Origin of the sequence: Microbacterium sp. CFBP 13617 (genome assembly GCF_014839445.1) — a bacterium.
Lineage (GTDB): Bacteria > Actinomycetota > Actinomycetes > Actinomycetales > Microbacteriaceae > Microbacterium.
The window spans coordinates 923328-937069 of the sequence record NZ_JACYNW010000001.1 but is presented as its reverse complement, the minus strand read 5'-3'; the positions used below and the strand labels follow the sequence as shown (position 1 = coordinate 937069).

Below are 13742 nucleotides of genomic sequence, written 5' to 3'. Positions count from 1 at the left end.
GCGGGCCCGCGCTCCCGCGGGTTCGCGTGAGGTGCCGGAAATCGTCGCCCGGAACACTCCGGAAGCGACGATTCCCGGCGCCTCACGCGCCCGGCCTCAGGCCCGGGACCGGCGGCGGGCCATCCGCACGCCCGCGCCGAGGGCGAGCAGCAGCAGCGCTGCGGCGGACAGGGCCGTCATCCCCGCGGTGTCCTGACCCGTGGATGCCAGATCCCCGCCGTCGGGGTTCTGCCCCTGACCCGCGTCGCCGCCGCCCGGCTGACCGGGAGCGCTCGGCTGACCCGGAGCGCTCGGCTGACCCGGAGCGCTCGGCTGACCCGGAGCGCCGGGATCCCCGGGCGTACCCGGCTCACCCGGCGTCCCCGGCTCACCGGGGGTGCCCGGCTCGGCCAGGGTCACGGTGACCGTGGTGGTGCGCACCGTGCCGTCGGGGGCGGTGACCCGCACGGTGCCGACGCCCGCGGCATCCCGGGGCTGCGTGATCTCGACGACCGCGTCCTCGTCGACGGCGAGCGCGAACAGCGACGGCAGCGCGTCGCCCTCGACCGTCGAGGAGTACTCCGTGACCGCGGGGTCGAAGCCGGGCACCGGCTCGTCGCCCACCGTCAGGCGCGCCAGGTCGGCGAGGCCGGCGGGCGCGGGGGCGTCGGCGAGGATCTCGACCTCCGACACGATCATGTGCTCGTTCTCGCGTGCCTCGAGCACGACCCGCACCTCATCGGCGCGGGCACCCTCGACGGGCACCTCGACCCTCGGAGCACCGGCCTCGGGCACCGGCACGGCGACCGGCTCGCCCTCGACCCATGCGCCGCCGTCGATGCGGTGGTCGACGCGCACGGTGTCGGCCCAACTCGGGCCGCCGTCCCGATAGAACTGCACGGTGACCCCGCGCAGGGTCTCGTCGGCGGCGAGCGCGTAGCCGAGCGTGTCGCGGGGGTTCTTGGCATCCGATCGCCAGTTCGACCAGCCCTTGTCGGACGGGTCGCCGTTGATGGTGCGCTCGACCCCGTAGCCGGTCTCGGTGTAGGTGGCCGAGGGGGTGCTGTCGGGTGCGACGTTGCGGTCGACGGCGGTCGTGACGATGACCGTCAGACGGGCGTCGAGCCCGTCGTCGGTCGCACCGGCGACGTCCACCGTGCCGGGCTCGGCGAAGGCGTCGTCGTCGAGGTCGCCCCAGGCCCATTCGACCGGAACCGGGTATCCCTCGCCCGAGGGGCGGATCTCGGCGAGCACCGTGTCGTCGGCCTGCGCCTGCACGGCGGCCGGGGCGCTGCCCGCGACGACCGTCACCGAGCGGGGCCGGGTGGCGGTGAACGCCCCCACCTCGACCTCGGCGCGGGCCTCGACGGTGGCACCGAACACCTCGGTGGCCGTTCCGGGCACCGTCACGGTGCCGGCGGACCCGAAATCGAGCCCGTCGGTGTTCCAGGTGACGGCGGCCGTTCGCCCCACTCCCCCGGCGTAGCGGACCGTGACGGTCTCGGGCAGGACGGGAGCCGTGCCCACCGGGGTCGCCACCGAGACCGGGTCGCTCGCGACGGCGGTGGTGCTCACGAGACGCCATGTCTGGTTGCCCGCGCCGTTCGAGGTCCACAGCCCCACGCCGGCGCCCGGCTCGCGGCTCTCGCCGCCCACGTCGAGCACGCGCTCGGCCGCGACGTTGAGCACCGAGTACGTCGAGCCGTCGAGGGTCGAGCCCATCCACTGCGTCGCCGGGTCGGCCGCCGCGGTGGCGGGGTCGGTGTCGACGAGGGCGGTCGCCCCGTCGCGCGAACCGAGGAACAGCCCGTCGCCGTTCTCGAGGGTGAAGCGGTGGCGGTTCGTCCCGGCGCCGTCGACGGTGCGCACGGTCCACCCCTGCGCCCTCGCGGCCTCGGGGGTCGCGGCATCCTCGTCGATCGTGACGGCCGATCCGCCCTGCAGGGCGAGCCCGCTCTGCACGCCGACGAGCTGCACGCGGTCCTGGTCGCGGAACGCCGGAGCGTCCGCGGCCACACCCGAGACGCCGTCGACCTCGAACGTGACGACCGACTTCGCCGGCACGGTGAGGGTCGCGATCCCGGATGCCGCGTCCACGGTCACGGCGTCGCCGGCGCGGAGCGCGTTGACGGTGGGCTCGTCAGCGGTCGACTGGGTCGTGACGACCGGGGTGACCGTCGCGCCCGCGGCGATCTCGCCGAAGCCGCGGAGGTCGAGTTCGACGACCTGCTCGGTGTCGTCGGCGTTGACGTGGACGATCGACGCGCCCTGTCCGTCGGCGTCGATGGCCGCGGTCGAGTTCGTGTCGTCGGTGGCCATGAGCCGATCGCCGGGCTGGATGTAGTGCGTGAAGTTGCGCACGGTGTTGAACTTCTCGTTCGTGAGCACCTGGCAGCTCGGGTCGGCGTCGCCGTCGGCGATGCGGCGCTCCGAGAGACCCTCGGCGTTGCAGTCGAAGTCGATGAAGACGCTGCCCCAGTTGAGCTTCTCGACCTTCTCCATGTTGTAGAGGTCTTCGACCGGCTGCCAGAACACCCACGCCTCGGGTTCGAGCTCGCGCAAGTCGCCCACGATGTGCGAGGCCATGCCGAGTCCGTTCTCGATGTCGTCGGTGACGAAGCCGCGGCCGGTGTCGGTCCAGTTGCCCTCGACCTCGCTCATCCACAGCGGCTTGTCGGACGCCTTGGCGATGTCGCGGACGACGGGGCGCCCGCCCGTGCCGTAGGTGTGCACGTTCAGCTGGTCGACGGCATCCTTCGACGCCTCGGACCAGGTGTTCCAGTTCGTGGCGAAGATGCCCGGGTTGGTCTCGTCCATCGCCGAGATCACGGCATCCGTGGTGGTCGATCCGGCGGCGAGGCGCTCGGCGAGCGCGCCGATCATCTCGTCCTGACGCTCGGGGCCGATGTGCGCGCCCTCCTGGCGACCGCCCGTGGGCCAGGTCGCGCCCTCGGGGATCTGCGTCTGCCAGTAGTTCGTGTTCGGCTCGTTGAAGGGGTCGATGGTGTCGAAACGGATGCCGTGGGCTCTCTCGAGCTCGTCGACGACGCTCACCATGTACCCGGCGAAGGCGTCCATGTCGGCGGGGGCGAGCTGCTCGCTCGTGGCGTCGTTGATCCCGCCCGAGACGAAGCCGCTGTCGGTGAGGAAGTACGGAGGCGAGTTGCTGAAGGCCTCCCAGTGGGTGACCTTGTCCTTCAGGGCGTCGAGCCACCAGCGCTGGGCCGAGTCGGCCGAGAAGTCGTAGTGGGTCGGGTCGTCGGGGTTCCACGCCTCGCGGTAGCGGTCGCGGTCAGCGTAGGTCGAGGTGATCTCGCCCTCGGCGTCGGTCGCGGGCAGCTCGGGGTTCCAGAAGCCGGGCACCGCACCGCCCGGGCGCAGGTAGGGCGGCACGTCGGAGGCGTTGCCACCGCCGACGTTGTAGCGGGCGATGTTGAGGTTCAGCCCCTCGTCGCCGAAGACGGCGTCGAACAGCTTCTGCCGCACGTCGGCGGGGTAGTTGCCGGTGGCGTTGGCGAACCACACCAGGCTGGTTCCCCAGCCCTCGAAGGCCTCGGTGGCCGACGCGGGATTCGGGGTGATGCGCACGGCCGCGGGGTCGTCGGCCGCGCGCGCGGGGGGCGGCGCGGCGGCCGACCCGACGGTCAGGGCGCCGGCGACCAAGGCCGCGGCGCACGTGAAGGACAGGACACGAGACGTCATCGTCGGTTCCGTTCCGGCCGCTCCGATGCGGCCTGTGGGGGGATGTTGACGTCAACATGTTGACGTCAACACCGAGCCTAGGCGAGCTTCCCCGTCGGTCGCAACGGTCGATGCGGCTATTCCAGACACCGCCGCCCCTGGCGCTGCGGCCCGCGAGGCGAACCTCGTCCCACTTTTGGCCGCCGAGAGCCGCCTCAGACAGCCAGAATCGGGACACGGTCCGCACAGAGTGGGACGGGGTCCGTTCAACCGGCGGGGGCGGTCCGCACGCAGCCCGAAGCGGGGCAGGGGGGAGCGAGCCCTAACGCGGACCCGAGCTCGCGCGCACCACGAGCGACGTCGGCACGAGCGTGCGGGCGTGCTCTCCCCCGGTGCCCTCGATATCGGCGATCAACGCGCTCATCGCCTCTTCGCCGACGCGCTCGAAGCGCTGGCGCACGGTGGTGAGCGGAGGCCAGAAGTTGGCCGCCTCGGGCATGTCGTCGAAGCCGACGACACTGACGTCGCCCGGCACGTCGCGGCCGGCCTCGTGCAGGGCGCGGATCACGCCGAGCGCCATCTGATCGTTCGCGGCGAACACCGCCGTGACGGCGGTGTCGTGCGCGAGGGCGGCGCCGATGCGATGCCCCGAGTCGGCGGTCCAGTCACCGATCTGCACCGCGGGCACACGGCATCCGCGGTCCTCGAGGGCGGCGTGCCACGCGTGACGACGTCGCTCGGCGGCGAAGGACTCCGGCGGCCCCGAGACGTGCCAGACGGTCGCGTGACCGAGGTCGAGCAGGTGCTCGGTGGCCAGACGGGCGCCCTGCGCCTGGTCGTTGTCGACGACCGCGTACGGGTAGTCGGCGCTCGAGTCGACCACCACCACGGGCAGCCCGGTGGGCAGCGACAACTCGTTCTCGCCGAGGCGGTGGGTCTCGATCAGGATCACCACGCCGTCGACGGCGTGTTCGCGCAGACGCGAGAACGCCCCCGACACGTCGGACTGCGAGGCCGAGTGCACGGTGATGAGGGTGATGGAGTACCCGGATGCCGCGGCCATCGACGCGAGCGCATCGAGCGTGCGCGTGTTGCCGTACGAGCTCAGCGAGAACATGATCACGCCGATGCTGCGGAACCGGCCCGATCGCAGCGCTCGCGCCGCACTGTTGGGGCGGTAGCCGAGCGACGCCATGGCGTCGAGGACGCGCTGACGCGTGTCGGGATCGACGTTGGTGCGGCCGTTGGCCACGCGCGACACCGTCTGGCCCGACACCCCGGCGGCGGCGGCCACATCGGCCATCGACACCTCGCGCCGGCGCTCTCGCGCCGGTGTGGCGGTCGACGCCGTCGTCGTCTCGCTCATGCCTGCCCCCTCGGGATGTTGACGTTGACACCTTAGCGGGGGTCGAGTTATGTTTACGTCAACATTCCGACCGCCCGGCCCGAATGCGCATCAACGAAGAGGCACTGGACGATGACGACCACCGCGGCACCCCCGCCCGCGCTGCGCACCCCGCGGCGCAAACGGCGCACCCGAATCGACGACCGCGGCTGGCTGTTCGTCGCCCCCTTCGCCGTGGTGTTCGCGCTCGTGTTCCTCGCGCCCCTGGCGTACTCGATCTACCTCAGCCTGTTCCGCGACCAGCTGGTCGGCGGCAACGCGTTCGTCGGCTTCGAGAACTACGTCACCGCCTTCGGAGACGAGAAGTTCTGGGACGGTCTGGGCCGGGTCTCGATCTTCCTCGTCGTGCAGGTGCCGATCATGCTCCTGCTGGCCCTGGCCGCCGCCCTCGCGATCGACAGTGCGCGCCTGCACGCCGCCGGCTTCTACCGCATGGTGATCTTCCTGCCCTACGCGGTGCCCGCCGTCGTGGCCGTGCTCATGTGGGGATACATCTACGGCGACCAGTTCGGCCTGACCCGCAACCTCAACGATCTGCTCGGCGGGAACGTGGTCCAGCCGTTCCTCCCCGAATGGATGCTGCTGTCGATCGGCAACATCGTGACCTGGCAGTTCGTGGGCTACAACATGCTCATCTTCTACTCGTCACTCAAGACCATTCCGGGCGAGCTGTACGAGGCGGCCTCGATCGACGGCGCGGGCGCCTGGCGCACGATCTTCTCGATCAAGATCCCGGCGGTCCGCGGTGCCGTGGTCATCGCCACGATCTTCTCGATCATCGGCAGCTTCCAGCTCTTCAACGAGCCGAACATCCTCAAGCCGCTGGCCCCGAACACGATCTCGACGTTCTTCACGCCGAACATGTACGCCTACAACCTCTCGTTCGCCGGCCAGCAGTACAACTACGCGGCCACGATCGCCATCATCATGGGCGTCATCACCGCCGTCATCGCCTACGTCGTGCAGCTGCGCGGCTCACGTCAGGAGGCGCGATGACCACCGCGACCGCACCCCGCACCGACACCGTCTCGGTGACCACCCCGCGTGCCGGCGGCACCCGCCGCCGCTTCGCCCGCACCTCGCCCACCCAGGGCAAGAAGTCGATCGTGCTGGGCATCGTCATGGGCCTGTACTTGCTGTACACGCTCGTGCCGCTGGCGTGGCTGGTCATCAACGCCACCAAGACCCAGCCCGATCTGTTCACGACCTTCGGGCTCGGCCCCGGTAACAGCTTCGCGCTCTTCGACAACATCGCGCAGACCCTCACCTACCGCGACGGCATCTTCCTGCGGTGGCTCGGCAACACGCTGCTCTACGTCGCGGTCGGCGCCGGTGGGGCGACGCTGCTGGCCACGCTCGCCGGCTACGGCCTGGCGAAGTACAACTTCCGCGGACGCAAGGCCGTGTTCGCCGTCGTGCTCGGCGCGATCGCGGTGCCCGGCACGGCGTTGGCGGTGCCCACCTTCCTGCTGTTCAGCCAGCTGGGCATCACGAACACCCCGTGGGCGATCATCATCCCCTCGCTCATCAGCCCGTTCGGCCTGTACCTCATCTGGGTCTACGCGACCGACGCCATCCCCACCGAGCTGCTCGAGGCCGCCCGCATGGACGGCGCGGGCGAGTTCCGCACGTTCTTCACGATCTCGATCCGTCTGCTCACCCCCGGCATCGTCACGGTGCTGCTGTTCGCGGTGGTGGCGACGTGGAACAACTACTTCCTGCCCCTGATCATGCTGAGCGACCCGCAGTGGTACCCGCTCACGGTGGGCTTGAACCAGTGGAACGCGCAGGCCACCGGCGTCGGCGCGCAGCCCATCTACAACCTCGTGATCACCGGAGCGCTGCTGTCGATCATCCCGATCGTGGCCGCCTTCCTGCTGCTGCAGCGCTTCTGGCAGTCGGGCCTGAGCGCCGGCAGCGTCAAGCAATGACCCCCTGACTCCCCCTGAACGCGAGCGCCCCTCTCGGGGCACCGCGTCTGCACCCGCACCACATCCACAACAACGAAGTAGAGGAATCCGATGACATTCATGCGTTCTGGCACCGCCCGGCGGGCCGTCTTCGCCGTCGCCGCCACCGCCCTGACGGTGGGCGCGCTCACCGCCTGCTCGGGTGGCAACGCCGGTGGCGGCGCCGCCGCCGGCACCGCCGACGACATTGAGAAGGCCCTCGAGGCCGGCGGCGAGCTCACGTACTGGTCGTGGACCCCCTCGGCCGAGGCGCAGGTCGCCGCCTTCGAGGCCAAGTACCCCAACGTGAAGGTGAACTACGTCAACGCGGGCACCAACACCGAGGAGTACACCAAGCTCCAGAACGCGATCAAGGCCGGCTCGGGCGCCCCCGACGTCGTGCAGATCGAGTACTACGCCTTCCCCCAGTTCGCGCTCTCGGACTCGCTCGTCGACCTGTCGTCGTACGGCTTCGCCGACCTGAAGGACGACTACAGCACCGGTACCTGGGGCTCCGTCGACTTCGACGGCAAGATCTACGGCCTCCCGCAGGACTCGGGCCCCATGGCCCTGTTCTACAACAAAGAGGTCTTCGATCAGTTCGGCATCGCCGTGCCCACCACCTGGGACGAGTACTACGCCGCAGCGCAGAAGCTGAACGCCGCCGACCCCACCAAGTTCATCACCGCCGACACGGGCGACTCGGGCTTCACCACGAGCATGATCTGGCAGGCCGGGGGCACGCCCTTCACGACCTCCGGCGACGCCGGCACCGACGTCGCGATCGACCTGCAGGACGATGGCTCGAAGAAGTTCGCCGACAACTGGAACCGCCTCATCGAGGGCGGCCTCATCTCGGACACCCCCAGCTGGAGCGACGAGTGGTTCAAGGGCCTCGGTGACGGCTCGATCGCCTCGCTCGTGATCGGCGCCTGGATGCCGGGTGTGCTGGAGTCCTCGGTCGCCGACGGCGCGGGCAAGTGGGCCGTGGCCCCGATCCCGACCTACGACGGCACGGCCGTGACGTCGGAGAACGGCGGTGGCGGCCAGGCCGTCACGAAGCAGAGCAAGAACCCCGCTCTGGCAGCCGGCTTCCTCAAGTGGCTGAACAACGACGAGGAGAGCCTGCAGATCTTCGCCGAGTCGGGCGGATTCCCCTCGACCACCGCGCAGCTGAGCGACCCCGCCTTCGTCGACAAGGAGTCGGAGTACTTCGGTGGGCAGCAGATCAACCAGGTGCTCACGCAGGCCTCGAGCGAGGTGCGCGAGGGCTGGAGCTACCTGCCGTTCCAGGTGTACGCCAACAGCATCTACGGCGACACCGTGGGTCAGGCCTACGCCAACAAGAGCGACCTGAACGCCGGCCTCACCGCCTGGCAGGACCAGCTCGTGCAGTACGGCAACGACCAGGGCTTCTCGGTCAACAAGTAAGCAATTCCCGGGGGCGGGTCGCATCGTTCGCATGCGGCCCGCCCCACCCGTTCCCCCGCCTGGAGAACCCATGAGCACCCCCACCCGCATCGTCGTGGACCGCACCGCCGTCGGAGCCGTCGTCCCCCGCCGCCTGTTCGGCTCGTTCGTCGAGCACATGGGTCGCTGCGTGTACGACGGCATCCATTCGCCGGAGCACCCGAGCGCCGACGCCGACGGCTTCCGCGCCGACGTGCTCGAGCTGGTACGCGAGCTCGGTGCCACCGTCGTGCGCTACCCCGGCGGCAACTTCGTGTCGGGCTACCGGTGGGAAGACGGCGTCGGCCCCCGCACCGACCGACCGGTGCGCCTGGATGCCGCGTGGCACAGCACCGAGACCAACCAGGTCGGTCTGCACGAATTCGCCACCTGGGCCGACGCGGCCGGCGTCGAGCTGATGGAGGCGGTGAACCTGGGCACGCGGGGAGTGGCCGAGGCCGCCGACCTGCTCGAATACGCCAATCACCCCGCCGGCACCGCGCTCAGCGAACGACGCCGCGCGAACGGCCGCGACGAGCCCTTCGGCATCCGGCTGTGGTGCCTCGGCAACGAGATGGACGGCCCCTGGCAGATCGGCCACAAGACCGCCGACGAGTACGGCCGCCTCGCCGCCGAGACCGCCCGCATGATGCGCTTCATCGACCCCACCGTCGAGCTGGTGGCCGCCGGCAGCTCCAACCACGAGATGCCCACGTTCGGCGCCTGGGAGCGCGGCGTGCTCACCCACACCGCCGGTCTCATCGACCACATCTCGGTGCACGCGTACTACGAGGAAGACCCGGCCGACCCGGCGAGCTTCCTCGCCAGCGGCGCCGCTCTCGACCGCTACATCGGCGACGTCGCCGACATCATCGACGAGGTCGGTGCCACGACCCCCGACGGGGGCACCGTCGGCATCAGCGTCGACGAATGGAACGTGTGGAACCAGACCCGGTGGAACGAGGTCGACAAGCCGCGCGTGTTCACCGGCGACTGGCCGATCGCCCCCCGCCTGATCGAGGACGACTACACCGTGACCGATGCCGTCGTCGTGGGGTCGTTGCTGATCACCCTCATCCGCCGGTCGGAGCGCGTGTCGATGGCCAACCTCGCGCAGCTGGTCAACGTCATCGGCCCCATCCGCACCGAGCCCGACGGCGGAGCCGCCTGGCGCCAGAGCACGTTCCACCCCTTCAAGCTCACCGCCGAAGCGGCATCGGGCCGGGTCGTGGTCCCCCTCGTCGAGGGCGCCACGATCGACACCGCCCGCCACGGCACCGTCGACGCCGTCGACGCGGTCGCCACGATCGACGGCGACCACGTGTCGGTGTTCCTCGCCCACCGCGACCTCGACGCCCCCACCGAGGTCGCGCTCGAGCTGGGCGCCATCGCCGACGTCGAGGCGGTCGTCGTCACGATCCCCGCGGGCGGCGACCGCCACACCACCAACTCCGCCGACGCCGAACCCGTCGCCCCCGCCGAGCTCCCCGTGAGCGTCGGCGACAACGGCATCCTGCGCCTGACCCTCCCCGCCCTGGCCTGGGCGCGCATCCGCGCGCGGCTGGTCGACTGACACCCGAAAGACACCGTGACGACCTTCACCATCGGCGAGACCGACTTCCTGCTCGACGGGCGACCGCACCAGGTCATCTCGGGGACGCTGCACTACTTCCGCATCCACCCCGAGCACTGGGCGGATCGCATCCGCACGGCCAAGGCCATGGGCCTGAACACCATCGAGACCTACGTGGCGTGGAACGCCCACGAGCCCGTGCAGGGGGAGTGGGATGCCACCGGGGCCAACGACCTCGGACGCTTCCTCGACCTCATCGCCGACGCGGGCCTGCACGCCATCGTGCGCCCCGGGCCCTACATCTGCGCCGAGTGGCACAACGGGGGGCTGCCGGTGTGGCTCACCTCGACGCCGGGGATCGGCATCCGTCGCTCCGAACCGCAGTTCGTCGCGGCGGTGACGGAGTACCTGCGCCGCGTGTACGAGATCGTCGCCCCCCGCCAGATCGACCGCGGCGGCAACGTGGTGCTCGTGCAGATCGAGAACGAGTACGGCGCGTACGGCTCCGACAAGGAGTACCTGCGCGAGCTCGTGCGGGTGACGAAGGACGCCGGCATCACCGTGCCGCTGACCACCGTCGACCAGCCGATGCCCTGGATGCTCGAGGCCGGGAGCCTGCCCGAGCTGCACCTCACCGGCTCGTTCGGCTCGCGCTCCGAGGAGCGCCTGACGACGCTGCGCGAACACCAGCCCACCGGCCCGCTCATGTGCAGCGAGTTCTGGGACGGGTGGTTCGACTGGTGGGGCAGCATCCACCACACGACCGACCCCGCGGCATCCGCCCACGATCTCGACGTGCTGCTGGCGGCCGGCGCCTCGGTGAACATCTACATGGTGCACGGCGGGACGAACTTCGGCACCACCAACGGCGCGAACGACAAGGGCCGCTTCGACCCCATCGTCACCTCATACGACTACGACGCGCCGATCGACGAGTCGGGCCACCCGACGGCGAAGTTCCATGCCTTCCGCGAGGTCATCGCCCGGTACGCCCCCGTCGAGGCCGAGGTGCCCGCCGAGCGTCCGTCGGCCCCCGCGCTCGAGGTCGCCCTGACCGGCGAGGGCGAGTGGATGCCGGAGGCCGGCGAGGCCGCGATCACCGACGCCCCCGCCAGCTTCGAGCAGCTCGGCCACCTCGGCGCGCTCGTGCGCTACGACGTCGACCTGCCCGCGTTCGACGACGCGGCGGGGGTCCTCGTCTTCGGCGAGGTGCGCGACCTCGCGTGGGTCGAGGTCGACGGCGTGCCGGTCGGGCGACTGTCGCGGTCGTTGCACGAGCGCGCCCTCGCGATCCCCGCGGGCGCGCACCTCACGGTGCTCGTCGAAGACCAGGGGCGCGTGAACTACGCCGATCGTCTCGGCGAGGCGAAGGGGCTCATCGGCGACGTGACGATCGACGGGCAGCCGCTCACCGGGTGGACCTCGACCCCGATCGACGTGACGGCCATCGCGGCCGCTCGCTCGGGATCGGACTCGGGCGTCGTGGGCCGCGCGGCCCTGCGCGGGTCCTTCGCGCTCGACGCCCCGGCCGACCTCTTCCTCGACACCGCGGCCTGGGGCAAGGGCTATGCCTTCGTCAACGGGTTCTTCCTCGGCCGGTACTGGCGCACCGTTCCGCAGAACACGATGTACGTGCCCGCCCCGGTCACCCGCGCCGGTGCGAACGAGGTCGTCGTGCTCGAGCTCGAGCAGGTGCTCGAGTCCGTGGCACGGTTCGTGGCGGCACCGTCGCTCGGGCCGCGCGAGGAGTAGGCCGCGCGGCCGACGTCCGCGCGACGCGACGGACCGGTCGACACGACAGGTCCACTTCCCCGCGCTCCCGGTGAAGTACGGTCAGAGAAGGCCTCTCTCGTCGAGCGGAAGTGGGGAAACGACGGTGCCGCTGTTCGAGATGGAAGTCAGCCCGCGGGGGCGGTTCCGCGTCTTCCTCCGGGCTCAGCTCCCCTTCACGCTCGGGGTGGCGTTCCTCGTCGGCGTCGCCGGTCTCGCGGTCCCCTCGATCGCCACCACCGGGGTCGTCGTCGCCGGCCTCGCCGTCACCCTCGTCGCGACCCTGGCGGCGCTCGTCGTGCCGTGGGAGCGCCTCCCCCTGGCGTGGATGATGGCGGTCGCGGGTCTCGACCTGCTCGCCGTCGCTCTGCTGCGCGCCGAGTTGCTCGCGCTCTTTCCCAGCGTCACGATCCTCGCGATCTTCCCCGTGCTGTGGCTCGCGTACGGCTTCCCCTGGTACGGCATGGCGGTCGCCGTGTTCGGCGCCGGGTTCATCACCTCGTTCCGCTTCGCCTACGTGGGGGCGTGGCCCTCGAACGCGGTCGAATGGGCCACCGTCGTGACCCTGCCGACCTTCATCGTCGGCGTCGCGGTGATCGTGTTCGTGGCCGCGCGGCACCTCCGCCGCAACTCCCGGCGCCTCGCCGATTCGTACCGCGCACAGGCCGCCGCCCTCGAAGAGGCACGGGATGCCGAGACGGTCGCCAGCGCCATAGTCGACACCGTCAGCGCGGGGGTGGCGTTCTACGGACCGACCGATCAGCTCGAGGTCGCCAATACCCGCGCGCACCGCTTCGCCGAGCTGGGCGGGTTCGACCTCGACACCCGCCCGTTCGCGGGACCCCACGTGCTCGCCGCCGATCGCGCGACGCCGATCCCCCCTCGGGCGCAGGTCCTCCCCCGCGCCCTGTCGGGCGAGACCGTCGTCGACGAGCTGCAGTGGTGGGGAGCGGCCGGGACGCAGGCCGCCGTGCTCGTGTCGTCGAGCCGTCTGCGGCGACCCGACGGGCGCATCCTCGGAACGGTCGTCGTGATCCACGACGTCACCGAGCTCGCCGAGGCGATCGAGGTGCGCGAAGAGTTCCTGCACACCGTCTCGCACGAGCTGCGCACCCCGCTCACGAGCATCACCGGGTTCCTCGACCTCATCGATGAGGCGATCGACCCCGAGCAGGTCACCCTGCGCCGCTACGTCGACGTCGCGACGCGACGCACCGCCGACCTGACGCAGCGGGTCGGCGAGCTGTTCGCCGCGGGCGAGAGCGAGAAGACCCTGCGTCCCGCCTCCGTCGACCTGGTCGATGTCGTGGCCGCGGCGGTGCGCGGTGTCGCCTCGCTCGCCGAGACGCACGCGCACACGATCGAGACGACCTCGACGGGCCCCTCGCACGCCCACGCCGACCGCGCCCAGCTCGTGGTCGCCATTCGCGAGCTGCTCACGAACGCCGTGAAGTTCGGCATCCCCTCCCGCCCCATCACCGTCGCCCACGGGGTCTGCGAGGGACGGGTGCGCATCGCCGTGACCAACACCGGGCCCGGCATCGGGCGCGCCGAGCAGCGCCGTGCGTTCGACCGCTTCTACCGCACCCCGCTCGCACGCTCGCGCGAGATCCAGGGGTTCGGGCTCGGGCTCACGAACGTGCGGTCCATCGCCCTCGCCCACGGCGGCACGGTGCACATCGACAGCGTGCCCGGCGAGTTCACCACCGTCACCCTCGACCTGCCCGCGACGGCACCGGCCGCCTGAGCGCCCCGCCCGGCGGGCGGGCGGGCGGGCGCGGCAGGCGCGGCGGGCGGGTCGGTGGGGTGAGGGCTTGGCGGGCGGGCGCGACGGGCGGGCAGGCGCAGCGGGCAGGCCCAGCGGGCGGGCAGGCGCAGCGGGCAGGCCCAGCGGGCGGGGCGCGCGGGCGCGGCGGCTATGGGGCGCATTCCGTGC

8 protein-coding genes are annotated in these 13742 nt (G+C 71.0%); 6 read left to right on the top strand and 2 right to left on the bottom strand.

Annotated elements, in window-relative coordinates:
• Window positions 1–96 precede the first annotated feature (96 nt).
• On the bottom strand, window positions 97–3681 hold the full coding sequence (locus IFU40_RS04140) for a glycoside hydrolase (protein WP_191925468.1): 3585 nt from the start codon (window positions 3679–3681) through the stop codon (window positions 97–99).
• 301 nt (window positions 3682–3982) lie between these two features.
• Window positions 3983–5026 carry a LacI family DNA-binding transcriptional regulator gene (locus tag IFU40_RS04135; RefSeq protein ID WP_191925467.1) on the bottom strand — a complete coding sequence of 348 codons (1044 nt, stop codon included), beginning with the start codon at window positions 5024–5026 and terminating at the stop codon, window positions 3983–3985.
• A 111-nt stretch (window positions 5027–5137) separates the two neighbouring features.
• Between IFU40_RS04135 and IFU40_RS04130 the strand changes: the two genes are divergently transcribed.
• The 6 genes from IFU40_RS04130 to IFU40_RS04105 all read left to right on the top strand — a co-directional run bounded on the left by IFU40_RS04130 (window position 5138) and on the right by IFU40_RS04105 (window position 13553).
• Entirely contained in the window at window positions 5138–6061 is a 924-nt protein-coding gene (locus tag IFU40_RS04130) for a carbohydrate ABC transporter permease (RefSeq protein ID WP_070409193.1), read from the top strand.
• A 125-nt stretch (window positions 6062–6186) separates the two neighbouring features.
• Window positions 6187–6996, top strand: coding sequence for a carbohydrate ABC transporter permease (locus IFU40_RS04125; protein WP_055940671.1), 810 nt, complete (start codon window positions 6187–6189; stop codon window positions 6994–6996).
• 90 nt (window positions 6997–7086) lie between these two features.
• The gene (locus IFU40_RS04120; RefSeq protein WP_191925466.1) at window positions 7087–8445 is read left to right on the top strand and encodes an ABC transporter substrate-binding protein; all 1359 of its coding nucleotides are present in this window, start codon (window positions 7087–7089) and stop codon (window positions 8443–8445) included.
• Between the two features lie 70 nt (window positions 8446–8515).
• The gene (locus tag IFU40_RS04115) at window positions 8516–10036 is read left to right on the top strand and encodes an alpha-N-arabinofuranosidase (RefSeq protein WP_191925465.1); all 1521 of its coding nucleotides are present in this window, start codon (window positions 8516–8518) and stop codon (window positions 10034–10036) included.
• A 15-nt stretch (window positions 10037–10051) separates the two neighbouring features.
• Complete coding sequence (locus IFU40_RS04110; protein WP_191925464.1) at window positions 10052–11788, top strand: beta-galactosidase; 1737 nt, start codon at window positions 10052–10054, stop codon at window positions 11786–11788.
• 124 nt (window positions 11789–11912) lie between these two features.
• A complete protein-coding gene (locus IFU40_RS04105; RefSeq protein WP_191925463.1) occupies window positions 11913–13553 on the top strand; it encodes an ATP-binding protein in 1641 nt (546 codons plus the stop codon).
• Window positions 13554–13742: the final 189 nt, after the last annotated feature.